Here is a 25,550-nt window from a genome sequence, read left to right as displayed (position 1 = left end):
TTATGGGGTCGTTGACAAAAGCGGACCTTGCTGAAAATTTAGTGGATTCAATTGGTCTGAGTAAAAAAGACGCAAAAGACTTGGTTGAAGATTTTTTTGATGTCGTACGTAATTCACTAATAGAGCGGCAGCAAGTTAAGTTGTCTGGCTTTGGAAATTTTGAAGTGCGTGAAAAAAGTCAGCGTCCAGGTCGAAACCCTAAAACGGGAGAAGAGATCCCAATTACTGCACGTACGGTAGTTACTTTTCGGCCAGGGCAAAAGCTTAAGTCAAAAGTAGAAGACTATATGCAAGAATAGTTTTTCTTTTTTTAAAAAACCATCCATTTTGGATGGTTTTTTTGTGTCTAGCTGTCCTTTAATGCTGCTTTTTATATTGGTTTGATTGGTGGGGTGTCTTATCTCGTTGCTATTGAAGAGTTAAGAGGAATGATACTTAGATCAATGTTTAAGCGATGTATCTATTTAATTGTTATTGCGTGATTAAATCAAAAAAAAATATATAAAAGTCTTCCCTTTTCAATTCGTTATAGTAATATACGCCCCCGCTGACAGCGACATAGTTGTTGTCTGCATCGGGGCGTAGCGCAGCCTGGTAGCGCACTAGCATGGGGTGTTAGTGGTCGCAGGTTCAAATCCTGCCGTCCCGACCAAAACTTGAGAAATGCCGCTATAGCTCAGTTGGTAGAGCATCTGACTTGTAATCAGAGGGTCCCGAGTTCGACTCTTGGTGGCGGCACCATTTTTTGGTCATAGTCCTCTTGTAGGATAAAAAAAGATTTTGCTTTTATTAAAGCCGCTATAGCTCAGTTGGTAGAGCATCTGACTTGTAATCAGAGGGTCCCGAGTTCGACTCTTGGTGGCGGCACCACTTCTTTTTAAAAGAAGTTTATATAAAAAGTGAACTGCGTCATGTAATGCCGCTATAGCTCAGTTGGTAGAGCATCTGACTTGTAATCAGAGGGTCCCGAGTTCGACTCTTGGTGGCGGCACCACTTCTTTTTAAAAGAAGTTTATATAAAAAGTGAACTGCGTCATGTAATGCCGCTATAGCTCAGTTGGTAGAGCATCTGACTTGTAATCAGAGGGTCCCGAGTTCGACTCTTGGTGGCGGCACCACTTCTTCTTAAAAGAAGTTTATATAAAAGTGAGCTGCGTCATGTAATGCCGCTATAGCTCAGTTGGTAGAGCATCTGACTTGTAATCAGAGGGTCCCGAGTTCGACTCTTGGTGGCGGCACCACGACTTTACTAAGTAAAGTACGTGTTTATTGATGTTAGGTAACAAGCGGGTGTGTAGCTCAGTTGGGAGAGCGTCGCCCTTACAAGGCGAATGTCGGGAGTTCGAACCTCTCCACACCCACCACTTACTAGACAGTGGGCTTGGTCAAACAAGCAAAAGTACTAGATCGTGTTGGAGTGGTAGTTCAGTTGGTTAGAATACCTGCCTGTCACGCAGGGGGTCGCGGGTTCGAGTCCCGTCCATTCCGCCATTTCATGTTGTTTTTATAGCAATGTGCTCAATGGCAAAGCGTTACCGTTTTTACAAGCGGGTGTGTAGCTCAGTTGGGAGAGCGTCGCCCTTACAAGGCGAATGTCGGGAGTTCGAACCTCTCCACACCCACCACTAACTAGACAGTGGGCTTGGTCAAACAAGCAAAAGTACTAGATTGTGTTGGAGTGGTAGTTCAGTTGGTTAGAATACCTGCCTGTCACGCAGGGGGTCGCGGGTTCGAGTCCCGTCCATTCCGCCATTTCATGTTGTTTTTATAGCAATGTGCTCAATGGCAAAGCGTTACCGTTTTACAAACGGGTGTGTAGCTCAGTTGGGAGAGCGTCGCCCTTACAAGGCGAATGTCGGGAGTTCGAACCTCTCCACACCCACCACTTACTAGACAGTGGGCTTGGTCAAACAAGAAAAAGGACTAGATCGTGTTGGAGTGGTAGTTCAGTTGGTTAGAATACCTGCCTGTCACGCAGGGGGTCGCGGGTTCGAGTCCCGTCCATTCCGCCATTTAATGTTGCTTTTATAGTGATGTGCTCAATGGCAAAGCGTTACCGTTTTACAAACGGGTGTGTAGCTCAGTTGGGAGAGCGTCGCCCTTACAAGGCGAATCACGCAGACAGGGGCTTGGTCAAACAAGCTAGATCGTGTTGGAGTGGTAGTTCAGTTGGTTAGAATACCTGCCTGTCACGCAGGGGGTCGCGGGTCGAGTCCCGCCATTTCATGTTGCTTTTATAGTGATGTGCTCAATGGCAAAGCGTTACCGTTTTACAAACGGGTGTGTAGCTCAGTTGGGAGAGCGTCGCCCTTACAAGGCGAATGTCGGGAGTTCGAACCTCTCCACACCCACCACTTACTAGACAGTGGGCTTGGTCAAACAAGCAAAAGTACTAGATCGTGTTGGAGTGGTAGTTCAGTTGGTTAGAATACCTGCCTGTCACGCAGGGGGTCGCGGGTTCGAGTCCCGTCCATTCCGCCATTTCATGTTGTTTTTATAGCAATGTGCTCAATGGCAAAGCGTTACCGTTTTTACAAGCGGGTGTGTAGCTCAGTTGGGAGAGCGTCGCCCTTACAAGGCGAATGTCGGGAGTTCGAACCTCTCCACACCCACCACTAACTAGACAGTGGGCTTGGTCAAACAAGCAAAAGTACTAGATTGTGTTGGAGTGGTAGTTCAGTTGGTTAGAATACCTGCCTGTCACGCAGGGGGTCGCGGGTTCGAGTCCCGTCCATTCCGCCATTTCATGTTGTTTTTATAGCAATGTGCTCAATGGCAAAGCGTTACCGTTTTACAAACGGGTGTGTAGCTCAGTTGGGAGAGCGTCGCCCTTACAAGGCGAATGTCGGGAGTTCGAACCTCTCCACACCCACCACTTACTAGACAGTGGGCTTGGTCAAACAAGCAAAAGAACTAGATCGTGTTGGAGTGGTAGTTCAGTTGGTTAGAATACCTGCCTGTCACGCAGGGGGTCGCGGGTTCGAGTCCCGTCCATTCCGCCATTTCATGTTGCTTTTATAGTGATGTGCTTAATGGCAAAGCGTACCGTTTTACAAGCCTTTCATTCGTTCAATTCATTCCGTATATATCAATTCTTTGCCTTAGGGTCTATTCTTCTATTCAGACCGTTTAAATTATTTATGCTCTATATTTTCCTCGTTTTCCTTACCTTGAATGGTTTCTCTTTTTTGTTCTTAAGCTATTTTTTGTGATTTTTATCCATATTAGTGTGATATTTTTTCAATATTGTATTGCGGAAGAAATACTTACTGGTAATATCAGGTTATGGGCTTTTATAATAGAAGCGTATAATTGATCTGATAATAGAAAATAAAATTCCCAATAAAAATAATAACGGAGCTTATTATGACTACCTCCTCAAAATTCTTGTTTAGAGCAAGCCTTGTTGCCGCCTCTGTGGCTGCTGCATCTTCCGCGTATTCAGCGGGGTTTGCTCTAAATGATCATAGTGCGACAGCCTCAGGTAAAGCGTTAGCGGGTGTAGCTGCTTCTAATGAAGATATCTCTGCCAGTTTCTGGAACCCTGCGCTCTTTGTTAATGCCCAAGATACAACGGTTTTTGTGTCGGGGGCTTATGTCATGCCAAGTATGGATGTGACAAATATTTCTGCCAATAATGCTACTGCCGCTGGGGGATCATCTATAGCCGGATCTTCCACAAACAGCGACTCTGTTGATAATACGTTAGTGCCTTCTTTTTATCTTGCTAAGCCTTTATCGGATAAGACAGTGGCGGGCATTTCATTGAATGTTCCGTTTGGTTTGTCAGGTGATTATGGTCAAGATTGGGCTGGACGTTTTCATGCAACTGAAACGGCTGTACAAGATATCGCTTTGAGCTTTTCGTTAGCCCACCGTATGAATGATTGGGTATCCGTTGGTGCTAGTGTGCAGGTTCATAAAGCTGAGATTGTTTTAGAATCTGGAGTTGGGTCTACTGTTGCGCTAGCAGGAGGAGAAGGTATTGGCCGAATTGAAGCTGATGATACTGGTTATGGCTACAGCTTAGGTGTTGCTCTGGAGCCTAAAAAAGGAACTAGAATTGGTTTGGGTTATCGAAGTGAAGTGGATTTTGATTTTAAAGGTGATGTTAAATATACGGGGGTTTCTACCGGCTTGTCTACCGCTAAAGGTTTAGTCGATGCGAATGTAAGTGATTCGGTAACGCTACCTTCTGTGCTTACCTTAGGTTTAGAGCAAGATTTAACGCCTAAATTAACTCTTGGTCTATCGGCAATAAGAACAGGTTGGGGCTCTCTTGATGGCCTAAATATAGACTTCGATAGCAATCAAGATAATTCAGTGCTCACCTTTGGCTTTGAAGATCAGTGGATGTACTCAGCGGGTTTGACCTATGATTACTCTGATAAGCTGACCTTACGTACAGGTGTGGCGATGGATAATTCACCTGTAACAAATGAGTATCGTTCTGCTCGAACGCCTGATGGTGATCGTAAATGGATCTCAGTTGGTGGTACTTACGATTTCAATGACATGACATCTGCTACCTTTGCCTTTACTCACGTGATGATTGAGGATGTGTCCGTAAATCGTACAAACTTGACTGAAGATAAGGGTCGAGGAAAGCTAAAAGCCGATTATAAGTCATCGGCCAATGTTATCTCAGTTGCTATGAACATGGCGTTCTAAATTAGTTTGTTTAGTATTCGATAGAAAAATCCAACTTTATGAAGTGACTCCATAAAGTTGGATTTATTTCTAAACAGCTAACAAGGCCTGATTTCAATATTTAATTGGACTCAGGCCTTTTCGTTTCTAATGCCCCGAAGAATGCATTATCCAGGTAATGGCTCTTTCCCGACATACTTTGTGAGCTTTCTCATCGCACTTTTTTACATGAAGATATGGTATGGACCCACTTTAATAGACATCTCATAGCTATATAATAATAGGTAAACATGAGGTGAATTATGAGTGGAAAACGTTATACCGATGAGTTCAAAATTGAAGCCGTTAAACAAGTCACTGAGCGCGGCTATAAGATTGCAGAAGTGGCTGAGCTTACAAAAGTATGCATGATTGGATTGCCCGATACAGCAAACCTGAAGCGAATAGAAAAGCGGACGATTCAGCTCTGTCGGAGATTCAGCAACTCAAAGCTGAACTTAAACGGGTGACCGAAGAGAGGGACATTCTAAAGGAGGCCGCCGTGTACTTTGCCGGGGAGTCAAAGAAAAGTACACGTTCATAAAATCACGGCTCCATGACTATTCTATTGTTGTCTTGTGTCGAACGCTGCAAGTCCATAGGAGCGGTTTTTATGCTTGGCTAAGTTGTCCAAAAAGTCGACGAGAACAAGAAGATGACCAACTTGCCATCGACATTAAAACGCACTGGCTTGAGAGTGGTTGTGTTTACGGCTACCGCAATATCACCAAAGACCTAAAAGGAGAAGGTAAGTCTTGTGGGAAGAATCGAGTGCTAAGGGTAATGCGCCGTGAGGGTCTAAAAGCGCTAATAGGCTACAAACGTCGCCCTGTTTTTTATAGTGGTTCTGAGCGTAACACGGCCCCCAATACACTAAATAGAGAGTTTATTGTCCCAGAACCAGATCAAGTATGGGTAACCGATTTTACGTACATCCGGACAAAAGAAGGCTGGCTTTACGTGACCGTCGCTGTTGATCTATTTTCTAGATTGATCGTAGGATGGTCGATGAGATCAAGGGCGACAGCGGAGTCCGTTATTGATGCTTTACTCATGGCTATTTGGCGACGACGCCCCACAAAAAGAGTACTAGTACACTCAGATCAAGGGGCTCAATATACCTCGAAAGATTGGCAAACCTTCTTAAAAGATAATAATCTGGAAGCCAGTATGAGTCGTCGTGGTAACTGCCATGATAATGCCGTTGCGGAAAGCTTTTTCTCATTGTTAAAAAAAGAAAGAGTGCGCAATCGAACCTACAAAACAAGAAGCGATGCTCGCTCAGAGATTTTTGATTATATCGAATGCTTTTATAATCCAAAGCGTCACCATGGATCAAATAATGGATTATCGCCACTGCAATATGAGAAGCGATATTTTACGGAGCTAGAAACTGTCTAGGAAACTGGGTCCATACCAATAATTCATTCCATGTTTACCTATTATTATATAGCTATGAGATGTCTATGAAACTGGGTCCATACCAAACCTGACACCAAGCCTTTTTGAACTTTCTTATTGAGCAAGCTTTGCTAATTCAAGCTTGTGATACTTTGACATTAAAGAATCCCTAGTAATTAGATAGCCGATCTGCTGGAGTCACTTCAGTTATATGAAATTTGTTTTTTTCGGTCGTTTGAGGAGAGGTGATGATTTGATAAAATCGACTAATGCTAATAGACCATGCGAAGTTCTTTTGCTTTTGCATTGTCTTTGGCAGTCCAGTCAGACAGTGGCGAAGGCTTAGCGAAGTAGTACCCTTGTAACGTGTGGCAACCAAGAGCAGCCAATAAATTAGCTTGTTCCTTCGTTTCTATGCCTTCCGCAATGACTTTCATGTTAAGTGATTCTGCAAGCTGTATAGTGGACTTCACTATATCAATATGGCGTTGATCTCCCGGAAGTGGTGAGATAAAACGACGGTCTATTTTAAGTATATCGGCGGGGATATCGATAAGTTGTCCTAATGAGGCTTGCCCCGTGCCAAAATCATCAATAGCGATAGAGTAACCATACTGAGATAAGCTTCTTAGACGCTTATGTATTAATGGGTGGGTCATCACGGAGCTGGTTTCGGTGATCTCCAGTTCAAGCATGCTGGTTAGCCAAGGGTTATCTGCAATCAATGTCATTAACAGGGCAAAGAAGCCATCATTCATGAGTTCTTGCCCTGCTAGGTTAAAGGCAATGGGAGTATGGATGTGTTCTTTTTGCCACTGAGAAAGTGTCGCAACAAGCTCTCGTACTAGGTTTTCAGCAAGAAGTGGAAGTAAACCTAAATCTTCTGCGATTTTAATGAAGGTAGTCGGAGGGATGAACTTCCCATTATTTTTCCATCTAGCGAGCGCTTCAAACGAACAAATTTGCCCGTTTGGTGTTACTTGAGGCTGTAGCCAAATACTTATTTCTTTATTTTTAATTGCAGTGCTGAGCTTTAGACCAAGCTTATGCTCTTCAATTAGCTTATTTTCAAGATTGTGATTGTAGTACGAAAATCGATCTATGCTCGTAGAATACTCTAACGCCATCTCACAATGTTCTAATAGTTCTTCTGCTGTCTTACCATCGGTATGGTAGTAAGCGATACCGACATGATAGTCCATATTCAATCTACTGCCATCAACCGTTATCTGGCTAGGTAAAATAGAATGGATAAGGGCCGATAATTTTTTCTGGATGAGATACGTCTGCCCTAATGGTACGAAGCAAGAAAACTTCACGCCTCTTAGGCGTCCAATAATTGCTTGCTCTGATAATCTCTTTTGAAGCGTTTTTGAAAAATTGAGAATAACTTTATTTGCGCTGTCTTTACCATATTGTTTGTTAAGCAATTTAAAATGGCTGATTCGAATAATAAACATGGCACCAGTTAGATGGCTGTCTTGCTCATCTATACGTTGATTTACTTGGTGACAAAAATGCCTGTGGTTAGGTAACAGAGTAAGTAAATCAAAGTGTGCTAAGCGACTGTTGGTTTGTTGAGTGCTTTCTAGTTCTTGCTGTATTGCGCGTAATTGTGTGGTGTTTTGTAGGTGGAGAACATAATGGCCATGTTGGGTTAATGTCGCTCTGCGAATTTCAATATGAATATTGGTTTTTTGTTTTAATGTGCATTCAGCAACATTGGATTGCCAGAAAAATCTTCCCGTGTCGCCAAGTGGGGACAACCAATCGGTAATGGTTGAATCAGGGAGATATTTTTGTTTTGAATCGCTGATGAGGTCGCGTGCAAGTTGGTTTGCTTTTAAGATTTTGCCGCGCTGATCGCAAAGCAAAGAGGGTGTACCTGTATTCTCAAAAAACTCCTCATACATCGCGTAGTTATCATTTAGCTTGCGATAAAGCACCTTCATGTGAGAAGCATTATCCTCAAGGGTCTGAATGATTCGAGAAACAGCAAGGGGTAGTCCAATATTGAGTGTGACAAACGTGAGCAGTTGAAAATAAAATGATGGTGCAAGGTCTGTTTGGCTGACGTTAAGGGTGTCTGATGTCATTAAGAAAAAAGGATATACGTTAATTGCCATCGCGACTAAGCAGGCTCTGAAGCTAAATAGTAAGCGAGTAATTAGTGGGAGTGAATACAATGATACGAGTGCGTATTTTTCAGCATGGAACTCATCACTTAACGTTAGTAATAAAAAGCTTGTGGTTACTAATGTGAGCAGAAATAAGACAGCCGTCACTTTGGCGTATTTTTTACTAAAATAGAGCATGCCAATCAGAAGGCAAAGATAAACACTGTTTATGCTTAAAAAAGAAAGCTCACCAGGAATGAAAAGGGAATGGAGCTCCGATATAAAAAAAATACAAACAGTGAGCGCAAGTAAGATTCTTAAGGCACTTTGCTGGAAGGTTTTTTCTTCTCGACCAAGGGGTTGATCAGAGTGAGCTAAAAAATAATTTTTAAGAAAATTAATAAACATTTATCAACTTCATAATGCGAAAGAATAAGTCGCAATCATTTACAACTTTAAATAGACAGTACCTAAAAATCTTTAATTTGACTACGCTAGTTTGAAATTTAACGTAAAAATCATGTATTAATGCCTCGAAGGTGGTTGTCCCACTGAAAACCTGGATGTTTTTTAATCATTTTTCTGGTGTTCTGTATTGGGTTGTTTTTTAGTTGTGTGCCAATGCCGCTAGTCAATAAAAATTCATGAGCACTACCCGTTCCAATGAGTCCGCAAACATCACGACAGTTTTCTATTCCTAAAAAAGTTTTAGAGTTTATATGCCAATAGGCAACAAGGCCGCCCCTTGGCGTGCTCACGGCAAGGACTTCTCCTGATTTGTCGAAGCAAACACTGCCGCAATATTGTTTAAAGCGTACCCGAATGTCTTCAGGTATAGGGAGGTACTCTATGTGTGCTTGGTTAACGCGAGATAAACCCACTAATGGTACTTGATCCCATATATCGCCTTGATATTGAAATCCTAACGCAACGGTACCTTGTTGGTTTACATCAAGGTGTCGTATGCTCAGTTGATGTAAGTCATTACTATGAACGGACTGATTTAGTACATGGCCGTCATTAAGTGAAAGGTAGGTGACATTAGGTTTCATGGTGTCGAGGTTTAGAATGTCTCTATCTTTATCGGGATGGGTCATAAGTCCACCATTGGCGATTACTAACACTTGCTGATCTAAAAATACTGATTCATGAGGGCCAATACCATGACTGCTAAAAGACTGAATAATCTCTCCACTTGGCCATTCACGTACAAATATCTTGCCTTGGCCTGTTGGGAAATGATTTTCCTGAGTGATCAGGCGTGAGCCGTCATTAGTAAAAAGAGCATGCCCATAAAAATGATGGTCTTTGCTCGGCTCAATTCGTTTTATTCTTTGGTTGTTTGATGCATTAAAGAAATCAATAAAAAAACCAGGCCTTCGAGCTACTATGCCAATAATGCTTTGATTAGGATGAATAAGCGGAGCGTGCGCTCTATCTGTGAGTGACGCGCTCCAGACCATTTTTCCATCCCCATCAAAGACCCCAAAATAGTGCTCTTTTCTATTGATGGAATAGGCAGAGGCATATAATTTTTCATTAGTAAGCTGTTGAGTGATAGCGGACCATGAAGGCGTCGCCATCATCGCACCGCTTAACGTCAGAAATGATCGCCTTGATAGCACTACTAGTCTCCATCTCTGCTATTAAAGCCAATTTGAAACCCCAGCTGAGTCACAAGGCTGGCGAGATAGGACTGACTATTGGATATCGATTTCACCAAAGGCCTTGCAATAGAGGTACGGTCGCTATTGGGTTGGTCTGCATGGAAAAAATTATTGGGTAACTGGAGCGCGAGTTTCACATTCTGTATGAGTTGTTCATCCAACTGTGTTGCGAGTATGGAGTTGGTCTGCTTTGCAATTGTATATAAAGAGGGGGATCCTGCGTGATAGATTTCACGATAAGATTGTAAGTTTTTTTGTATGGATTTAAGTGACAAGTCGCTTCGATAAAACTCGGCAAGCTTTAGATTTTCTCGTCCATTATAGCCAATCGGAGTTTCAATTTTGGCGTCTTTGACAGCGGACATGTGTTCTATCCATTGCTGCAGAAATTGCTCTAAAGCCACTTTCTCAGGGTCAAAGCCTGTGCCTTCTTCATCAAACACCCAGTCCTCAGCTTTCCCTTCTTGCCACTGTTTTGCCACGGCATCAGCACTCTCAAAATGATGTGCAGTGACTTTTTCAAGCAAGCGACAATGATTACTGGATTGTATGGGTTCAAAATCTGGATGGTAAAGTAGGCTTTCAACAGCGGTTAAGCCGCGCACAGCAATGCTGGCTGATGTCCAGAACTTAGGGGCATCCATGACGGATGGATCGCCTTGACTCAGGGCTCTAAGTTGTCGTTGTGTTACCCCTTTTTTATCTGGCCAATATTCAAAAGCGTAATAGCGCATAAAGTAAGTGACAGGGCCAAAATTAAGCCATTGTACTTGCTGCCAGTCTAGTGCATTAACTTGAAATGCTTCTTGAGCGTTTTGAAGTGCTTGTTCAGAAGGTGCAGCGCAGAGAGCCTCACTGCGTTGTTGTAATACTTTTGAGGATTCTGTGTAGGAATCGTACCCTTGAGTAATAACACTAGAAACAATGCCATTAAGGGGGCCTTCCCATTGGCCAGCCGATGCGAGTAAAGGGGTTGTGATACTAATGGCTAATGCCACTAGTTTGGGGAAATATGTCATTAAAGCGACTCCAAAAAGTAGATGAGTTTTTTTCGATGTTCTTTGTTTAGCTGTTTATAATATTCTTTGCTGTTTTGGGCTTCGCCGCCATGCCATAGAATGGCCTCTTCAATGGTCCGAGCTCGACCATCATGTAAAAAGCCTACTCTACCAGACGTTTTTTCAGATAAGCCAATTCCCCACAAAGGTGTTGTTCTCCATTCGTTTGGGGTGGCTGAAAAGCTTTGAAACCCACTGGCTAGTTCTGGTCCCATATCGTGCAATAGCATGTCCGTAAAAGGATAAAAAGTGCGGTTGTTCAATATGGCAAAACTTGAGCTTTCACCTGTTTTCATTTTTGGAATGTGGCAGCTGGCACAGGCGCTTTGTTCAAAAACTTTTTTCCCTTCAAGAAAGGTCGTATCACTTAGATTGCGCATTGCAGGAGGTGAAGACAATGAAACAAAAAGATCTACTAATCTTGATTGCTGTTGATCAACTTCTAAGTTGTCTAAATGTGTACTGTTACCATTTGGGCTGTCTATGCATGTTTTTTGGTATTCTGTGCAATCACCCGATGCAGAAGGGTTAAGTGGTGTCGATAAGCCTAAATCAGTATTGAATGCCAGCTGATTTTGCGCGGTTATACTGGGAGTGGCAGCTTTATAACCAAAACGACCGACGATGTTTTCGTTACCGTTTCTATTGAATATCCAGCTCACTCGACCGCTGATGCCATCACTATCTTTGTCGCTAGGATCTGCATTGGCAATAATCATATCACTTGGAATATTATCTAATAAACCCATTCCGACTAATGCAGGAGAAACAAGAAGAGTAACATCAGTACTATCCTCAAAATCTCCATAATTCAAGCTAGTCCAATGGATATTTGGTGTTCTTAATTCGACCTTGGTTCCATCAGCTAGTGTCTCTATATGTGTACTATAAGTAAGATAGTAATCCCCTTCAGGAAGAATGCCTGGTGAGCTTTGTCCTTGGAATTGGTGGCCATAATGTTTATCACCAATATTAGGATAAATGAAATCAGCAATAGGGGAGGTATTTTTATAAGACTTGCCAAGACGGATTAGAAAAGATGGAACGGATGCGCCACTTACACCCGTTTTAGGAGCATGACCTCTACCATTATTTACATGGCAGCTATTGCAGGATCGAGTGTTATAAAGCGGTCCCAAACCATCGCTGGCTGTGGTTGAAGAAGGGGAAGGCACCCAAAATTTTTGGAATACTGCTTCACCAATATAAAAGTCGAGTTTGTCTTCAAGCGCAATTCCAGCAAGAGGAGATGAGTAATCACTAGCAATAGCTATGTTCTGAAAACAAAAAAAGCTGGCGTAAACGCCAGCTATCAAAAAAGTACTATTTTTCAATTTTTCTGTCATAAATAGACAAATACCATTAACTGACTAAATGACACATCCTTCCTGGTATCCCATTTACATGTTTTTATAGGGATAACAGTATTATTCAAATACCGAGCTTGGGTTATCTAAACTATCAGACCCTTCTAGCGCGATACCCTGAAGGTCTAACTGATGGATGATTTCTTCTGTAGTGCGTGTTTCATTCACTAATGAATCGACAAACGTTTGTACTAGCTGATTGCCTTTAGTGTTATTCATTGCAATGAGAACGTCAAAGGTTTGTCCTTTTTTTGCCGCATCTACCATGGCTTGTGCTGCGCTTTCTGTTTCATTTAACTTTTGTTTCATCTCGGCGTCTAGCTGTGTATTTTTCTGGGCCACAAGGTTGGATAAAGAAGCGCCCTTTAACCAGCTACCGTCAACACGTTTGTATTCGCCTAAATAGACGTTTTTAATGCCTTTCGCGTCATAGTAGTGTGACCAATGAGTGTTATCAGAGAAGCAATCATGCTCTTCTTCTGGGTCGTGTAACATTAGGCCAAGTTTTGTACGTTCTCCGCCTAATTCACCGTATGCAAGGCTTCCCATTCCGGTAAGAATAGTAGAAAGACCTTCTTCTGGTGTTTTTTCCAGTAGCGCAACGCGAGCGTCGCCGTTATTTTTCCAGTTATTTGCCATTTCTTCTAAGTCAGAAATGAGTAAGTCTGTTACTGCAACTAAGTAGTCACGACGACGATCACAATTGCCATTTGTGCAATTTTCTAGGTCGAAATCTGTTGCTGGTCGTTCACCTGCGCCTGGGTTTGTGCCATATAAATCTTGGCCCCAAAGTAAAAACTCAATGGCATGGTAGCCGCTTGCTACATTGGCTTCAACGCCATCGGCTTCTTGAAGTGTATTGGAGATAAGCTCAGGGGTGATATTAGAGGTGTCTACTTTCACGCCGCCAATCATTAGGCTTTTTGATGCAATAACATTAGCAGAGTAAAGAGCGTTTAAATCTGATTTTGAGCCATAGCTGTCTTTAGCAACATAGTCTATTAAACCTTCATCTAATGGCCAAGCATTAACTTTGCCTTCCCAATCGTCAACAATAGCATTACCGAAGCGATAAACTTCACTTTGTTGATATGGAACGCGAGCGGCAATCCATGCAGTACGAGCCGCTTTTAAATTGGCTTCAGTTGGTTCGGCTAGAAGAGCATTAATAGAAGAGCGTAATGCTTTTGCTGTCGTTAAAGAATCACTATAGATAGCCTCAGCAATATTGGCATAATGAACGACAACAGAATCCGCTGTAGCAGTAGAGGATTCATTTTTTACAGCAGCTGGACCGCAAGCTGTAAGCATCGCACCTGTAATGCAGACTGCGATAGGGGTAAGTAACCGTTTCATGTTTGAAGCTCCAATAGTATGTTGTATTCACATGGTATTAGAAATGAAAACGATTATCAATGAGTGTTTTTGCACTTTCCTTACAAATCTAGAGTGGAGGGTTCAATCACCGCACTGATATTGGAAAGTATTGCCCGCCGCAGTTTTAAGATTATATTGGCAAGCATTTTCTCTCAATAAGTTTTGACCTTCCCAAGAGACACTCATGCTAATTGGCGATTTATTTTTATAGCTTGGTATGAATCGATAAGCCGCGACAACATCAATTGTACTGTCTGGCCCTAATTGGACGGAGTGTCCAATTAGACGCTGACGTGTTTCAGTATTGTATAAAGTGTAATCTGTTGTGTATTCCTGATCGCCGTTATCATGAGAAAAATTAAGCCAAATTTTACGGTATGTCTGCGGCTTAGAAGTTGGGTTGGTTAGGCGTAATTTAGTATAGATAATTTGAGAACGGGATAAGCTTGCTTGTGCATTCTGGCTTACTTTGAGGTAGGCCGAATTTGATTCTTGCCATGGCATATTAGTTCCAAAAGAAGCGTCTACTATTTGAATATTTTCTCTTGCGAACTGCATTTCAACGTATTGAATTAGGTCTTTTGCAGGGGCGTACAAGGCTAAAGCAATCACACCTAAAAGTGCGACTTTCTGAATAGTACGAACAGGACTCATTAGCTTAATCATATCCACATCCTAGAATAACTTAACTGGTTGTTTGTACAGTACTGTATATAAATACAGTTGTTTTGTATAGCGCTACTTATAAAAAACAGTTTGCTTTTCTAAAAAATATTTTATGATTTTCAGGGTGTGGGTGTTTTTTAAAAATTATTAAATAATGTTTGATTTTATTCATCTGATTGAAAAATAAGTGATTTTTTATGATTCCCACAGCCTTCTTAACGGTTTCTGTGGACAAGTTTTTATGTCTTTTTTTTATTTTTTAAAACGTGAAACTTACTAGATTCGATGGCAATAAAAGGGCTAGACACTATAATGCAGCCATAAATAAGTGATGAGGTTGGTTGTGGATAAAGTTGACGTGGTCGTAATAGGTGCTGGTGCTTCTGGTTTAATGTGTGCTTCAACAGCGGGTTATAGAGGTAAAAGCGTGGTGGTGTTGGATCATGCAAATAAAGCAGGTAAAAAAATTCTTATGTCTGGAGGAGGTCGCTGTAACTTCACCAACATGGATGCGGCTCCCAAGCATTTTTTATCCGACAACCCGCATTTTTGTATCTCGGCGCTACGTCGATTTTCGTCTCAAGATTTTGTTGATCTAGTAGATCGTCATGGATTGGACTATGTTGAAAAGGCACCAGGGCAATTGTTCTGTCAGCACTCGGCCAAAGACTTACTTGATATCTTACTAACAGAATTAGAATGGTCTGGTGCACAGCTTAAGTTGAACACTAAAATCCATAATATCGACTTTCAAGATGGCCACACAGTGGTAAAAACAAACCAAGGTGATTTTATTTGTGAGTCGCTTGTTGTCGCGACAGGTGGCTTATCGATACCAAGCATGGGCGCAACAGGCTTTGGCTATGATATTGCTAAACAAGTAGGTCATGATATTTTAACAACGCGTGCTAGTTTAGTACCGATTACAGTGCAGCCAGATCGTAAAGCCCAACTTGCTGAGCTCTCTGGAATCGCCTGTGATATTGCCGCGACTGCCAATGGCGTTACATTTCAAGAGCCTATGTTGTTCACCCATCGCGGTGTCAGTGGTCCCTCTATTCTTCAGATTACTAATTTTTGGCAGCCTGGCGAGGCGCTTAGTATTAATATTGCTCCGACCTTATCATTGGAGGAGCTAATAGATGTGCGACAGAGTACCCCGAAGAAAAGCTTCGAAGGTTTCTTATCAAGCTTGCTTCCAAAGCGCCTAGTAGACACCATCAAAACAGAATTTCCTTGGTTAACAGAGCGTAGTGCGCAAACCTCAAACGAACAGATAGACAATCTGTTTCATTACCTTACTCACTTTGATATTGCACCTAATGGAACTGAAGGCTACCGAACCGCAGAAGTGACGCTAGGTGGGGTAAATACGAATGAAGTGTCCTCTAAAACCTTCGAATCACAAAAACAAAAGGGTCTCTACATTATTGGCGAGGCGTTGGATGTGACTGGCTGGTTAGGTGGCTACAACTTCCAGTGGGCCTGGGCGAGTGGGTTTTGTGCTGGGAAGTATGTTTAATGGCGTGTAGAGAGCGAGAGGATTGGTCTCCCATCCTCTGTTTTTCTGATAGGTAAAAATTATTTTATTACTTTATAGACAGCGACGATGTCTTCGTCTGCAAAGCCTGATTTTATGGCTTGTTTAAAGGTTTCATTGGCAGCCGCTGCAGTGGGAAGAGGCTGCTTGAGTTGATCACCGAGCGCTACGGCAAGACGTATGTCTTTCTGCATGTGTTTAAGGGGGAAGCTTGTGCTGTAGTCCTCTTTTAAAAGCATAGCGCCTTTGCCTTTAAACATTGGGTTTGCTATGGCGCCTGCATCAATGATTTCTAGAATTTGGTCTCCGTTTAGTCCTGCTTTTTGCCCTAATGACATGCCTTCGCTAAAGATACTTAGCATGCCGCCCATCATCATATTCACTACCAGTTTCATATTAGCGCCTTGACCAACATCACTAAGGTAGGGCGACATTTTCCCCATCACGTCAAAAGCGGTTTTTGAATCCTCATATAGCGATGCGTCTCCTGCGGCTAAGATGATTAACGTGCCGTCTTCTGCTGGTTTTTTTGTACCAGAAACAGGGGCCTCTAAAAAATGGTATGGACCCAATTTCCTAGACAGTTTCTAGCTCCGTAAAATACCGCTTCTCATATTGCAGTGGCGATAATCCATTATTTGATCCATGGTGTCGCTTTGGATTATAAAAGCATTCGATATAATCAAAAACCTCTGAACGAGCATCACTTCTTATTTTGTAGGTTCGATTGCGTACTCTTTCTTTTTTTAACAATGAGAAAAAGCTTTCCGCAACAGCATTATCATGGCAGTTACCACGGCGACTCATACTGGCTTCAAGATTATTATCTTTTAAGAAGGTTTGCCAATCTTTTGAGGTATATTGAGTGCCTTGATCTGAGTGTACCAATACTCTTTTTGTAGGGCGTCGTCGCCAAATTGCCATGAGTAAAGCATCAATAACGGACTCCGTTGTCGCCCTTGATCTCATTGACCATCCTACGACCAATCTAGAAAATAGATCAACAACGACGGTCACGTAAAGCCAGCCTTCTTTTGTCCGAATGTACGTAAAATCGGTCACCCATACTTGATCTGGTTCTGGGACAATAAACACTCTATTGAGTGTATTTGGGGCTGTATTACGTTCAGATCCATGATGAAAAACAGGGCGACGTTTATAGCCTATTAGTGCTTTTAAGCCCTCGCGGCGCATCACCCTTAGCACTCGATTCTTTCCACAAGACTTGCCTTCTCCCTTTAGGTCTTTGGTGATGTTGCGGTAGCCATAAACACAACCACTTTTAAGCCAGTGCGTTTTAATGTCGATGGCAAGTTGGTCATCTTCTTGTTCTCGTCGACTTTTTGGACAACTTAGCCAAGCATAAAAACCGCTCCTATGGACTTGCAGCGTTCGACACAAGACAACAATAGAATAGTCATGGAGCCGTGATTTTATGAACGTGTACTTTTCTTTGACTCCCCGGCAAAGTACACGGCGGCCTCCTTTAGAATGTCCCTCTCTTCGGTCACCCGTTTAAGTTCAGCTTTGAGTTGCTGAATCTCCGACAGAGCTGAATCGTCCGCTTTTCTATTCGCTTCAGGTTTGCTGTATCGGGCAATCCAATCATGCATACTTTTGTAACTAACGCCAAGTCGCTCAGCCACTTCTGCAATCTTATAGCCGCGCTCAGTGACTTGTTTAACAGCTTCAATTTTGAACTCATGGGTATAACGTTTTCCACTCATAATTCACCTCATGTTTACCTATTATTATATAGCTATGAGATGTCTATTAAAGTGGGTCCATACCAAAGTGCAGTGGTTCAAGGATATAATGCAGGGCGTTTTCCTTTGTCTGAAACAGTTCAATTACCTGGTATTTCATCTTCTGCGCCTCAGGGAGCGTGCATTTTACAAACGCTGTATGACGAAGGTGATATTAATCAAGAGTACGATGACAGTCATGTTTTATTTTTATTCACTACAGGGTCTGCTTATCTTCATACTCGTGATCAAGACATCCAAAAACCGAGCGATTTTAAAGGTTTAAAAATTCGTCGACCTAATGCTGTCGGTGGGGAGATGTTAGTTCAAATGGGCGTATCCCCCGTTGATATGTCTGCACCTGATATCTATCAATCTCTTGAGCGACGTGTTATTGATGGCTTGAGTTTTCCATTTGAAGCAATGAAAGTATTTCGTGTTAACGAGTTAGTTAACTACCACCTTCAAATCCCATACGCGAGTGGACTATTTGCAGTGACCATGAATAAGCGTTCTTATAATCGTTTGTCACCAGCGATTAAAAAAGTCATTGATGATAATAGTGGTATGAAATGGTCTATGAAAGCGGCAAACGTATTTGATAAACTGGATAAAGAAGGTGCTCAAGAAGCTAAGGATCAAGGGGACGTTATTCATGTCGTCAATGACCCAATGAATGATTCCGACTGGGGACCTTTGTTGAAAAAAGGTACTGAATCATATCTGGACCGTATTGAGCAAGGGGGACGCACTACCGCTCGGGCTGTTTACCAGAAAGCGATGTCTTTGAGAGCTCAGTGTGATATTTAAATAATATCTGAGTGAAGACCCCAAATAAGCCTACATGACTGTAGGCTTTTTTGTGAATGGACTTATTAGTATATAAATTTTATAGCGCTTGATAGACGCAAGGGTAGAGTCATTCTAAAATTTTAGAAGGTTTGCTTTGCAGCTTTAAAAAGAAAGTGATTTTTTACATTAAAGGTAATTTCTAAAAAACGGATGCTATTTAAGCATCCGCTTTTTTATGTCATTAGCTGTCCGTGTTTTGAACAAAGGTAATTAATTTTTGTTTAATACGGTGTTTGTGTTCTGGTCTATGCTATAAATTGTCCAACGTTCGTTAGAAAGCTGCTGCTTTGAAAATACTTCAGCAATGGCTCGACGATTTTGTTTTCTGCCAGTATCTGTATCGTTGTTCGCGATAGGACGAGTTTCGCCATAACCAATACCTTTTACTCTGTCTGGTTTGATTCTAAAGCTATCAATAAGTGCATCGGCGATTGCTGAGGCGCGTTTTTGAGATAGTGAAAGGTTAAGCTCACTTGAGCCTTTACTATCCGTATGGCCTTCAATGACAACGGTGCTTGCTGGATGATCTTGTAAGAATTTAGCTAAGTCTTTTAGCTCTGAATAGAATCGAGGCTGTATATCCGCTTTACCAGAATCAAATAATACGTTTAATTCAACAGATAGTAATTTTGTTGATTGGTTTGGGCAGCCATAGTTGTCAACAGTTGAGCCTTCTGGTGTATCTGGACAGAGATCTCGAGCATCAATAACACCATCTCTATCCGCATCAGCAAGGTGAGTCTGTACATTTGATGCGTATAGACTTTCGGCGACAGCAAAATCACTTAAGGTAAATAATACCCCTACGAGGCTGATGGTTTTAATGAATGTCTTCATGATGTTATTGAATACTCTTTTTGTTCTACGATTTGGTTAGTTTAAAAAGAATAAGGCAATATTACTATTGCCTTTTTGTAGCTTTGTTTAACGAAACTGGATTTATGTAATTTTATGTAATTACCAGCTTCCTGTATTTTCCATTGAGGCCCATGGTTCGATAATTTCAAGAGATCCATCTTTTTGGAGAAGTTCGATCGAAATATTGTTTGGGTCTTTAATGAATGCCATGTGTCCGTCACGAGGTGGACGCAATATAGTGACACCCATAGATTGCAGTTTTTCGCAAACTTGATAAATGTCATCAACTTGAAAGGCTAGGTGGCCGAATTGATCACCACTTATGTAAGTGCGGTCGCTCCAGTTATGGGTGAGTTCTACCTCTGGGGCGCCTTTTTCCGTTGCATAATAGATCAGTGAGAATTGACCTTTTTCACTGTCCATGCGTCTTGTTTGGATTAACCCTAAACCTTCAGTGTAAAACTGATGACTTTCTTCAGGTTTATCCGTTCTTATCATGGCGTGCAGATATCGAATAGACATGATAGCTCCTTAATTTAGTTAAACTACGAAGTATTATTGCAGTATCGGAGGAGTAATTCAAAGGAATGAGTAAGAGACTCTTATTATCTACTTATTCTTTCCATACCCATCTCAATGGTTCTCCAAAGTCGTCATAGATTACGACTTTCTTAGGTCGCTTTTTAGTAGGAGGCGTTGATGGTGTTTTGCTGTGTTTTCTTTGTTGAATAGCAGCTACAACGTGGTTTAATGGTGTACGGTCTTGTTTTGGTTCGTTAAAGCCGATGTGGCTCGTGTTATACTTCCCATCAACTAAACCGGACTCACCCATATTGACTTGTTGGATAGTGCCATTCGCCTTGATAAATTGATCTACCTGAGACTCTAGCTCTTTTCTTGTATCTTTTTTTGTTGTCTTGGGTTTTATCATAGTGTTTAGGGTGTGGACTATATCCTACTGTAAATCGATGGGTTAAAAAATGATCGCAATTTATCCATATTAAACGTAAGAGGTAGCTGGTGTCTATTAGCAACTTAATTGTGCATGAGATTCAAAAACATGAAGGTGAGCGTAAAGCCATTTTAATCGCACGCCCGAATGAAAATCCTGTTGATGGGCAAGCGGAAGCGCTTTCTGCTCAGGTGACGAGTTTATTTAATCGTTCAGGTATGAATACGGGGCGTTTTGTTAATCCGCAAGGAAGTGATGGAGGCGCGCAACTACCGACTTTGCTTTCCAAGCATTTTAAGGATGATGCCTTTGTTGATTTTTCTGGGTTTACTAAAGAGTGTGCAGCAGAGTATCTGACATACTTAGAGCCTGTTGAGGAAGCTGAGGGTGGTTTGTTGTGGTTTAATCATTATGAGCTGCACGACACGCATTTCTTATACATAGTGATGTTGAAGCGTAAAAAAGGCATTGGACTTAGTGTTGATCTTAGTTTGTCTCAAATAGAACAAATTGAAACAGAAAAGTTGCACATGTCTTTACGTATCAATTTGACGGCTTGGCAGGCCGGTGACGAAGGGCGTTATATTTCGTTTCGTTTTGGCCGTGCTCCTAAGTCGGAGAGTGAATATTTTACTCAGTTTATTGGTTGTGATGAACCTAAAGTTGCGGCAAAAGAAACGCGTAAACTGGTGGATTTGACCTCTGCGTTTTGTCAATCAGAGGGTTTGCCATCTAAGCAGGCAAATGAGTTTAAGAAAGTGGTTTCTGAACATTGTCAGGCGAAAGCTCAAGATCGTGAACCTTTGGCTATCAAGGACATTGCTTCCCAGGTTGAATCTCGGTTCTCTATAGAGCAAGCGAATAAATTTTTAGAAATAGCTGACTCTGATAGCTTTAAAATGGAAAAAGAGATTTTTGTCGAAAAAGCGGCGCTGAAAAAACTCACACGTTTATCTGGAAGTTCACGCGCTCTGACATTAAGTTTTGATAGTGAGCTTTTGGGTGAGTCTGTGGTATTTGATGCAGACTCTGGAACGCTTGTTATTAAAGAGTTGCCAAAGAGTCTGCTCAAGCAATTGCAGTCTATGTCTAACTAGATTTTCTATTTAATACACTGCATTCACTTAAGCGAACATCTGAAGGCTTGTTAAAGACCTAATAAGCCTTCAAGCTCTTTCATAGTACTAAAGCACTCTGTCGCGCCAGCGGCTGCTTGTATTTTTGCATCGATTGTTTCACTAAACGCCAGAACTCGCATACCTGCGGCTTTGCCTGCCATAATACCTGCAATAGAATCCTCAATCACTATGCAATCTTTTGGGTCAACAGTCAGTGCTTTTGCGGCTTTTAAGTAGAGATCTGGTGCCGGCTTGCCGTTTTCAACATCGTCAACGCAAAAGCGTGTGGCAAATCGTTCAGATAATTGGATTTTATCCAGTTTAAAGTTCATTTCTTTACGACGAGCGTTGGTTGCCATCGCGATGGGGGTGGTTATTTTATTGAGTAAATTACGTACGCCGTGAATGGGCTCTAAATTTGCTTCAATAATGGTGTGGAATTGCTTCCGGTAGTCTTCATCGAAATTTTCTGGTAGGGCTCTACCTAACAGTTTTTCGGCGTTGGCGAGGTTTTCTTGATTGGTGAATCCGGTAAATTTCGCATGCAACGTTTCGTCATCAAGTTCAAGGCCATATTGGCTTAGCATGGACTTTAGAATGTTATTTGATATATTTTCTGTATCGACAATAACGCCATCACAATCAAATATTATTGCTTTGTAAGAGTAAGTCATAGAGAAGATGTTTCGTTATGAGTGAATGGTTGATGATAACGAATTTGGTGAGTGTTAAGGAAGGGAGGGGGTTTATTATTTTTCTCCCCTAAAAAAAGTATTATTTACGATATACTAGCACCCAATTAATGATGGGTTTTGCTCTTATAAGTTTAGTTGCTTGCTTGGCCGAGATGCTGAGGGCGAGCACTGATTTTTTTGATTGCTTTTACCGTATTTTTGAAAAATGCGACAACTGTTTTTACGCGGCGAGCGCGCAATTGGCGGCGAGCGTGATCTTCAATTGTGGTGTCGACGTAACCCCATTTTGCTAAAAGTGCTTCGTACTGTTGTTGAGAGTCCATGGTATTCTCCGGCTATGTTTATTTTAAATGTTGTTTTATTACAACAACGCTCATACTAGATAAGCTTGACCGATTGAACAAACGATCCTTTCTCACTTGTTAGATTAGTTTTTTTCATCATTTTATATCTATTACTAGATAAGAACACATTTAAGGAAACCGCCTTGTATCAACCGTTAGAATGTTTTTCCAAAAATTGGATTTTTAAGCGAAACGACCCAAAAGTAGAGCCAGAAGATTTGCAAGAAATTCGTCTTTTGAGTGAGCAGCGTGCCGCCCAAATTTGGCACGATTATATTAGTGATGATCAGATACACCCAGACCATGTTACCGATAAAAATTGGTTGAAAAAAAACACCACGCAAGTGCCGTCAGGCAAACTTCAATGGGAAAAAACATGGGACAGTGAGCAAACATCATTACCTGATGATCTCTTAGTGCATTTTTCAGCTTGGGGTGATGATACGACGGTATTTTTTTGTTGCCACAATGAGTTGGTTTTTGAAGTTAAGTGGGGCGTATTTAAAAGAACATGGAAAGCATTCTTATTTTTGGACAATGGGCCAATTTTGGTTGGAAAGAAGAAGAAGCAAGCCGCGCAGTTTCACTCTAATGGCTGGGTGAATTTATTAATGAGAGAGTCTTAATCTTTTATTAAAGGGTCGTTTACTGTACTTAAACTGATTCCTCGGTTTGGTAATTTACTTTCATGTAGTGGCGTTGTTTTCTCGTTTTCGACTGGCGAGACAGTGTTTGTTGAACGCCTGATAATAATTAAACAGTAATCGGCTCTGGCTATTGTGACCTAGTGTGTCCAGTAACATGGCGGTGACTTCGGCGGTGGCAAATTGCGTTTGATGGCTTGAGTGGCGCACAAGAAAAGAGCGCTTCGCCTCGCTGCTTATTTCAATATGGGGGATGTCTTTTAGCCACTCGCTTTGATGAAACATCTTGCTTGCTTGTTTCCATGTCCCGTCCAAAATAATAAAAGTATGTTTTACATTGTTTTTGTTTGTCTGCGGGACAACGCTTCGCTGCTGCCTTTTTTGTATTTGTGCAGTTTGCGTGTTTGGAAACAATAGTGTACAGAGTCCTTGTCGATTTTTTAGTTGGTTTAAGAGTGTTGTTGATGGCTCCGTTCTGCTCCATAAGTATGCTTGTGTGTCGTTGGGAAACAGATCTGCGATGAGCCTTCCGCTATTGGTTGGCTTATGTATCTCGTCTCGGTGAAAAAGTAAAATAAATTCGATAGAGGATGGCTGGTTGTCTCTAAGATGGCAAAAGCAGGCAAATTCGGCCATTAGGCAATGCGGGCATCGAATGACATTGGAGCCTCTGGCTTTGAATGGTCTTATTGATTGCGTTTTACATTCTTCGCGTAGTATGTCGACGCAGTGTTTGGCTGGCACTATTTTCATGATTTGAATGTTCTATTTTCGACGGCGACATTATCGACTTTTTGTCTGTAATGTCTAGAGGGATTGTTTCTATATTGAAGTTAATATGCCTCACCGTAGTGTGCCTTAAGCATTGTAAAATGGGGTTGTTATGATTCAAGTCTAGATCCATGCTGGGTCTTTTTTGTAGAAAACCTTACAGAAATTATGCAAATACAAAGGAATGATTTAAAACGAGCTTCTTGCTTCTGTTCGTTGTCATCAAGTCACGATATGGTTGAGATATTATTTTTCGATATGAGCTGTTTATGAGTCGTTATATCTCTCCGGTTTTATACATTCTTCTGATGTTGGTAGGGTGTGTCGCATTTATATCCATTGCTGGAGTGCGTATTGGGGTTTTTGAGCCATTAACAGGTTTTTCCATGTTACGCAAAAGTGTGTTTGCCTCTTTGTTCCTATCTTTTCTTGCTGTGTTGTCATTAGGGCTTTGTCGAAAAGAAAGGAATATTGAGAGTCAGCGTTTTTTCTTTCTTGTATTAATTGTGTCTTTGGTTTACAGCATAATGTGGATTGGGTTTTATTTGCAAAGATCTGGGTTGCCTCAGATTAATGATATTACGACCGATACTGATACGCCTCCTGCTTACTTGAATGTTAATTTCATTCGAAAGTACAACGAAAATAACCTTAGTTATAATTCTGAATGGGCGGCCATTCAGCATAAGTACTACCCAGACGTTCTCCCTGTTTATACGAGTAAAAGTAAAGATTTTGTTTATTCTACCGTCACTGATCTTATCGAAAGCCGTGGCTGGGAAGTGGTTGCAAAGTACTCGCAAGCCGGCATTGTTGAGGCGACGGCTCGTACGCCTATTTTCGGCTTTCGCGATGACGTTGTTATTCGTATTACTCAAATAGAACGTGACAAAGTACAAGTGGATATGCGCTCTTGTTCGAGGACTGGTCGCGGTGACTATGGTGTTAATGCGCAACGTATTGAATCCTTTATGTCGGATTTAACTGGCTCCTTGACTCGTTCTTCTATGCCCAATGTAAATTCAGTTCGTTAATTTTCTACTCGTCTTCGAAAATCAGACACGCTAGACTCTCCTTATATCTTACCCAAGGAACCTTCAAGTGAGTCTTCGTCAGCAGCAAAAAGCCAATACCCGAGCCAAAATTAAAGCAATCGCTAAGCGTGCCTTTTTAGAGCAAGGCATTGAAGCAACCAGTACTCGTTATTTGAGCGAGCAAGCTGGCATTGCTGTCGGTACTCTATTTGTTCACTTTCCCGACAAATTATCCTTAGTAAAAGATATTTTTTTTGATGAAATGGATGTGGCGCTTCGTGCTGCGGTTGTTGCTCAAAAAGCCAGCTCATCACCAATGGATTACTTGCAGCAAATGGCACAAGTGCTGTTTGACTTCTATGACGAGTATGTGGAATTTACTCGACAGGTGTTATTGGATAGCTTGGCAAAAGGCGGTTTTCATACGAACCAAATGGCGGTGATTTCAGACGGTATTGTAAAGCGATTTAAACAAGTTGGTGTGGATGATAAAACAGCGGGTATTTTTGCTGAGAACATGATGTCCAACTACTGGTTTGTATTGTTAAGTGGTGTGCCGAAAGGGGCGTTAGGGGCTGCTGCAATGACGCACTTGGAGCGGATGAATCTACCGTTTGAAATGTCTTATCGAAATGCGCTTAAAAATAAAGGCTAG

At 41.7% G+C, this 25,550-nt stretch carries 22 protein-coding genes, 19 tRNA genes and 1 pseudogene; 28 read left to right on the top strand and 14 right to left on the bottom strand.

Going from position 1 to position 25,550, the window contains the following annotated elements; translation table 11 throughout:
- The first annotated feature begins 2 nt into the window (after window positions 1-2).
- The 22 genes and pseudogenes from M3I01_RS11490 to M3I01_RS11385 all read left to right on the top strand — a co-directional run bounded on the left by M3I01_RS11490 (window position 3) and on the right by M3I01_RS11385 (window position 6,090).
- A complete protein-coding gene (locus tag M3I01_RS11490; RefSeq protein WP_112139407.1) occupies window positions 3-299 on the top strand; it encodes an integration host factor subunit alpha in 297 nt (98 codons plus the stop codon).
- 276 nt (window positions 300-575) lie between these two features.
- Window positions 576-652 (top strand) — tRNA-Pro (locus tag M3I01_RS11485).
- A 13-nt stretch (window positions 653-665) separates the two neighbouring features.
- Window positions 666-741: transfer RNA gene (locus M3I01_RS11480), tRNA-Thr, on the top strand.
- Between the two features lie 53 nt (window positions 742-794).
- Window positions 795-870: transfer RNA gene (locus tag M3I01_RS11475), tRNA-Thr, on the top strand.
- 48 nt (window positions 871-918) lie between these two features.
- Window positions 919-994: transfer RNA gene (locus M3I01_RS11470), tRNA-Thr, on the top strand.
- A 48-nt stretch (window positions 995-1,042) separates the two neighbouring features.
- Window positions 1,043-1,118, top strand: a tRNA-Thr gene (locus M3I01_RS11465).
- 47 nt (window positions 1,119-1,165) lie between these two features.
- Window positions 1,166-1,241: transfer RNA gene (locus tag M3I01_RS11460), tRNA-Thr, on the top strand.
- Window positions 1,242-1,288: 47 nt separating this feature from the next.
- A tRNA-Val gene (locus M3I01_RS11455) sits at window positions 1,289-1,364 on the top strand.
- Between the two features lie 50 nt (window positions 1,365-1,414).
- Window positions 1,415-1,491, top strand: a tRNA-Asp gene (locus M3I01_RS11450).
- 58 nt (window positions 1,492-1,549) lie between these two features.
- A tRNA-Val gene (locus M3I01_RS11445) sits at window positions 1,550-1,625 on the top strand.
- 50 nt (window positions 1,626-1,675) lie between these two features.
- Window positions 1,676-1,752 (top strand) — tRNA-Asp (locus M3I01_RS11440).
- 57 nt (window positions 1,753-1,809) lie between these two features.
- Window positions 1,810-1,885, top strand: a tRNA-Val gene (locus tag M3I01_RS11435).
- Window positions 1,886-1,935: 50 nt separating this feature from the next.
- Window positions 1,936-2,012: transfer RNA gene (locus M3I01_RS11430), tRNA-Asp, on the top strand.
- 141 nt (window positions 2,013-2,153) lie between these two features.
- A tRNA-Asp gene (locus tag M3I01_RS11425) sits at window positions 2,154-2,227 on the top strand.
- 51 nt (window positions 2,228-2,278) lie between these two features.
- Window positions 2,279-2,354, top strand: a tRNA-Val gene (locus tag M3I01_RS11420).
- A 50-nt stretch (window positions 2,355-2,404) separates the two neighbouring features.
- Window positions 2,405-2,481, top strand: a tRNA-Asp gene (locus M3I01_RS11415).
- Window positions 2,482-2,539: 58 nt separating this feature from the next.
- Window positions 2,540-2,615 (top strand) — tRNA-Val (locus M3I01_RS11410).
- Between the two features lie 50 nt (window positions 2,616-2,665).
- Window positions 2,666-2,742, top strand: a tRNA-Asp gene (locus M3I01_RS11405).
- Window positions 2,743-2,799: 57 nt separating this feature from the next.
- A tRNA-Val gene (locus M3I01_RS11400) sits at window positions 2,800-2,875 on the top strand.
- A gap of 50 nt (window positions 2,876-2,925) precedes the next feature.
- Window positions 2,926-3,002 (top strand) — tRNA-Asp (locus M3I01_RS11395).
- Window positions 3,003-3,366: 364 nt separating this feature from the next.
- Window positions 3,367-4,671 (top strand): OmpP1/FadL family transporter, encoded by a 1,305-nt coding sequence (locus tag M3I01_RS11390; RefSeq protein WP_255895996.1) that lies wholly within the window; start codon window positions 3,367-3,369, stop codon window positions 4,669-4,671.
- A gap of 281 nt (window positions 4,672-4,952) precedes the next feature.
- Window positions 4,953-6,090 (top strand): annotated as a pseudogene (locus M3I01_RS11385) (IS3 family transposase).
- 272 nt (window positions 6,091-6,362) lie between these two features.
- On the opposite strand, the gene M3I01_RS11380 reads toward M3I01_RS11385, so the two are convergent.
- From M3I01_RS11380 to M3I01_RS11355, 6 genes are all read right to left on the bottom strand, one after another.
- Window positions 6,363-8,615: a putative bifunctional diguanylate cyclase/phosphodiesterase gene (locus M3I01_RS11380; protein WP_255895995.1), complete on the bottom strand. Its 2,253-nt coding sequence runs from the start codon at window positions 8,613-8,615 to the stop codon at window positions 6,363-6,365.
- A gap of 110 nt (window positions 8,616-8,725) precedes the next feature.
- The gene (locus tag M3I01_RS11375) at window positions 8,726-9,832 is read right to left on the bottom strand and encodes a DUF1513 domain-containing protein (protein WP_255895994.1); all 1,107 of its coding nucleotides are present in this window, start codon (window positions 9,830-9,832) and stop codon (window positions 8,726-8,728) included.
- 2 nt (window positions 9,833-9,834) lie between these two features.
- Complete coding sequence (locus M3I01_RS11370; protein ID WP_255895993.1) at window positions 9,835-10,893, bottom strand: imelysin family protein; 1,059 nt, start codon at window positions 10,891-10,893, stop codon at window positions 9,835-9,837.
- Window positions 10,893-12,278 carry a di-heme oxidoreductase family protein gene (locus M3I01_RS11365; RefSeq protein WP_255895992.1) on the bottom strand — a complete coding sequence of 462 codons (1,386 nt, stop codon included), beginning with the start codon at window positions 12,276-12,278 and terminating at the stop codon, window positions 10,893-10,895. The genes M3I01_RS11370 and M3I01_RS11365 overlap by 1 nt, the downstream gene beginning before the upstream one ends.
- Window positions 12,279-12,359: 81 nt before the next feature.
- The gene (locus tag M3I01_RS11360) at window positions 12,360-13,655 is read right to left on the bottom strand and encodes an imelysin family protein (protein ID WP_255895991.1); all 1,296 of its coding nucleotides are present in this window, start codon (window positions 13,653-13,655) and stop codon (window positions 12,360-12,362) included.
- 102 nt (window positions 13,656-13,757) lie between these two features.
- Entirely contained in the window at window positions 13,758-14,342 is a 585-nt protein-coding gene (locus tag M3I01_RS11355; protein WP_255895990.1) for a hypothetical protein, read from the bottom strand.
- A gap of 331 nt (window positions 14,343-14,673) precedes the next feature.
- Here M3I01_RS11355 and M3I01_RS11350 point away from each other — a divergent pair, with 331 nt between their 5' ends.
- Entirely contained in the window at window positions 14,674-15,864 is a 1,191-nt protein-coding gene (locus M3I01_RS11350; protein WP_255896136.1) for a BaiN/RdsA family NAD(P)/FAD-dependent oxidoreductase, read from the top strand.
- A 59-nt stretch (window positions 15,865-15,923) separates the two neighbouring features.
- On the opposite strand, the gene M3I01_RS11345 is transcribed toward M3I01_RS11350, so the two are convergent.
- Both M3I01_RS11345 and M3I01_RS11340 read right to left on the bottom strand, forming a co-directional pair.
- The gene (locus M3I01_RS11345) at window positions 15,924-16,454 is read right to left on the bottom strand and encodes an NAD(P)-dependent oxidoreductase (protein ID WP_255895989.1); all 531 of its coding nucleotides are present in this window, start codon (window positions 16,452-16,454) and stop codon (window positions 15,924-15,926) included.
- A gap of 4 nt (window positions 16,455-16,458) precedes the next feature.
- Window positions 16,459-17,609, bottom strand: a protein-coding gene (locus tag M3I01_RS11340; protein WP_275565076.1) for an IS3 family transposase whose coding sequence is annotated in 2 segments (ribosomal slippage) — window positions 16,459-17,372 and window positions 17,372-17,609 — 1,152 coding nt in all. Because the reading frame shifts where the segments join, the coding sequence is not laid out codon by codon here.
- A gap of 39 nt (window positions 17,610-17,648) precedes the next feature.
- On the opposite strand from M3I01_RS11340, the gene M3I01_RS11335 reads away from it, so the two are divergent.
- On the top strand, window positions 17,649-18,437 hold the full coding sequence (locus M3I01_RS11335) for a TRAP transporter substrate-binding protein (protein ID WP_255895987.1): 789 nt from the start codon (window positions 17,649-17,651) through the stop codon (window positions 18,435-18,437).
- Window positions 18,438-18,689: 252 nt separating this feature from the next.
- Here the strand turns inward: M3I01_RS11335 and M3I01_RS11330 are convergent, their stop codons facing one another.
- The 3 genes from M3I01_RS11330 to M3I01_RS18580 form a co-directional block, all read right to left on the bottom strand.
- On the bottom strand, window positions 18,690-19,316 hold the full coding sequence (locus tag M3I01_RS11330; RefSeq protein ID WP_255895986.1) for an OmpA family protein: 627 nt from the start codon (window positions 19,314-19,316) through the stop codon (window positions 18,690-18,692).
- Window positions 19,317-19,436: 120 nt separating this feature from the next.
- The gene (locus M3I01_RS11325; protein WP_255895985.1) at window positions 19,437-19,859 is read right to left on the bottom strand and encodes a VOC family protein; all 423 of its coding nucleotides are present in this window, start codon (window positions 19,857-19,859) and stop codon (window positions 19,437-19,439) included.
- 91 nt (window positions 19,860-19,950) lie between these two features.
- Window positions 19,951-20,268: a hypothetical protein gene (locus M3I01_RS18580; protein ID WP_394358975.1), complete on the bottom strand. Its 318-nt coding sequence runs from the start codon at window positions 20,266-20,268 to the stop codon at window positions 19,951-19,953.
- Window positions 20,269-20,357: 89 nt separating this feature from the next.
- Between M3I01_RS18580 and M3I01_RS11320 the strand changes: the two genes are divergently transcribed.
- Complete coding sequence (locus tag M3I01_RS11320; RefSeq protein ID WP_255895984.1) at window positions 20,358-21,386, top strand: nucleoid-associated protein; 1,029 nt, start codon at window positions 20,358-20,360, stop codon at window positions 21,384-21,386.
- Window positions 21,387-21,436: 50 nt separating this feature from the next.
- On the opposite strand, the gene M3I01_RS11315 is transcribed toward M3I01_RS11320, so the two are convergent.
- Together M3I01_RS11315 and M3I01_RS11310 are read right to left on the bottom strand one after the other, a co-directional pair.
- Window positions 21,437-22,081 (bottom strand): HAD family hydrolase, encoded by a 645-nt coding sequence (locus M3I01_RS11315; RefSeq protein ID WP_255895983.1) that lies wholly within the window; start codon window positions 22,079-22,081, stop codon window positions 21,437-21,439.
- A gap of 152 nt (window positions 22,082-22,233) precedes the next feature.
- Complete coding sequence (locus tag M3I01_RS11310) at window positions 22,234-22,425, bottom strand: hypothetical protein (protein WP_255895982.1); 192 nt, start codon at window positions 22,423-22,425, stop codon at window positions 22,234-22,236.
- A 164-nt stretch (window positions 22,426-22,589) separates the two neighbouring features.
- Between M3I01_RS11310 and M3I01_RS11305 the strand changes: the two genes are divergently transcribed.
- Window positions 22,590-23,072 (top strand): DUF2947 family protein, encoded by a 483-nt coding sequence (locus tag M3I01_RS11305; protein ID WP_255895981.1) that lies wholly within the window; start codon window positions 22,590-22,592, stop codon window positions 23,070-23,072.
- Window positions 23,073-23,132: 60 nt separating this feature from the next.
- Here the strand turns inward: M3I01_RS11305 and M3I01_RS11300 are convergent, their stop codons facing one another.
- Window positions 23,133-23,843: a tRNA-uridine aminocarboxypropyltransferase gene (locus tag M3I01_RS11300; protein ID WP_255895980.1), complete on the bottom strand. Its 711-nt coding sequence runs from the start codon at window positions 23,841-23,843 to the stop codon at window positions 23,133-23,135.
- A 287-nt stretch (window positions 23,844-24,130) separates the two neighbouring features.
- Between M3I01_RS11300 and M3I01_RS11295 the strand changes: the two genes are divergently transcribed.
- Both M3I01_RS11295 and M3I01_RS11290 read left to right on the top strand, forming a co-directional pair.
- The gene (locus M3I01_RS11295) at window positions 24,131-24,895 is read left to right on the top strand and encodes a DUF1499 domain-containing protein (RefSeq protein ID WP_255895979.1); all 765 of its coding nucleotides are present in this window, start codon (window positions 24,131-24,133) and stop codon (window positions 24,893-24,895) included.
- Window positions 24,896-24,962: 67 nt separating this feature from the next.
- Window positions 24,963-25,550, top strand: a complete 588-nt coding sequence (locus tag M3I01_RS11290; protein ID WP_255895978.1) for a TetR/AcrR family transcriptional regulator — start codon at window positions 24,963-24,965, stop codon at window positions 25,548-25,550.

This window comes from Marinomonas maritima (assembly GCF_024435075.2).
GTDB classification, from domain to species: Bacteria; Pseudomonadota; Gammaproteobacteria; order Pseudomonadales; family Marinomonadaceae; genus Marinomonas; species Marinomonas maritima.
Note: the sequence above shows the minus strand (reverse complement) of the source record. Positions and strands in the feature narration are given on the sequence as shown.

What these genes read in the sequence shown, in the direction of transcription:
- M3I01_RS11310 (WP_255895982.1), bottom strand. Translation starts at nt 22,425, where the DNA reads ATGGACTCTCAACAACAGTACGAAGCACTTTTAGCAAAATGGGGTTAC.
- M3I01_RS11300 (WP_255895980.1), bottom strand. Translation starts at nt 23,843, where the DNA reads ATGAAAATAGTGCCAGCCAAACACTGCGTCGACATACTACGCGAAGAA.
- M3I01_RS11325 (WP_255895985.1), bottom strand. Translation starts at nt 19,859, where the DNA reads ATGTCTATTCGATATCTGCACGCCATGATAAGAACGGATAAACCTGAA.
- M3I01_RS11295 (WP_255895979.1), top strand. Translation starts at nt 24,131, where the DNA reads ATGAGTCGTTATATCTCTCCGGTTTTATACATTCTTCTGATGTTGGTA.
- M3I01_RS11365 (WP_255895992.1), bottom strand. Translation starts at nt 12,278, where the DNA reads ATGACAGAAAAATTGAAAAATAGTACTTTTTTGATAGCTGGCGTTTAC.
- M3I01_RS11355 (WP_255895990.1), bottom strand. Translation starts at nt 14,342, where the DNA reads ATGATTAAGCTAATGAGTCCTGTTCGTACTATTCAGAAAGTCGCACTT.
- M3I01_RS11490 (WP_112139407.1), top strand. Translation starts at nt 3, where the DNA reads ATGGGGTCGTTGACAAAAGCGGACCTTGCTGAAAATTTAGTGGATTCA.
- M3I01_RS11330 (WP_255895986.1), bottom strand. Translation starts at nt 19,316, where the DNA reads ATGAAGACATTCATTAAAACCATCAGCCTCGTAGGGGTATTATTTACC.
- M3I01_RS11335 (WP_255895987.1), top strand. Translation starts at nt 17,649, where the DNA reads ATGTCTATTAAAGTGGGTCCATACCAAAGTGCAGTGGTTCAAGGATAT.
- M3I01_RS11370 (WP_255895993.1), bottom strand. Translation starts at nt 10,893, where the DNA reads ATGACATATTTCCCCAAACTAGTGGCATTAGCCATTAGTATCACAACC.
- M3I01_RS11350 (WP_255896136.1), top strand. Translation starts at nt 14,674, where the DNA reads ATGAGGTTGGTTGTGGATAAAGTTGACGTGGTCGTAATAGGTGCTGGT.
- M3I01_RS18580 (WP_394358975.1), bottom strand. Translation starts at nt 20,268, where the DNA reads ATGATAAAACCCAAGACAACAAAAAAAGATACAAGAAAAGAGCTAGAG.
- M3I01_RS11380 (WP_255895995.1), bottom strand. Translation starts at nt 8,615, where the DNA reads ATGTTTATTAATTTTCTTAAAAATTATTTTTTAGCTCACTCTGATCAA.
- M3I01_RS11390 (WP_255895996.1), top strand. Translation starts at nt 3,367, where the DNA reads ATGACTACCTCCTCAAAATTCTTGTTTAGAGCAAGCCTTGTTGCCGCC.
- M3I01_RS11315 (WP_255895983.1), bottom strand. Translation starts at nt 22,081, where the DNA reads ATGACTTACTCTTACAAAGCAATAATATTTGATTGTGATGGCGTTATT.
- M3I01_RS11360 (WP_255895991.1), bottom strand. Translation starts at nt 13,655, where the DNA reads ATGAAACGGTTACTTACCCCTATCGCAGTCTGCATTACAGGTGCGATG.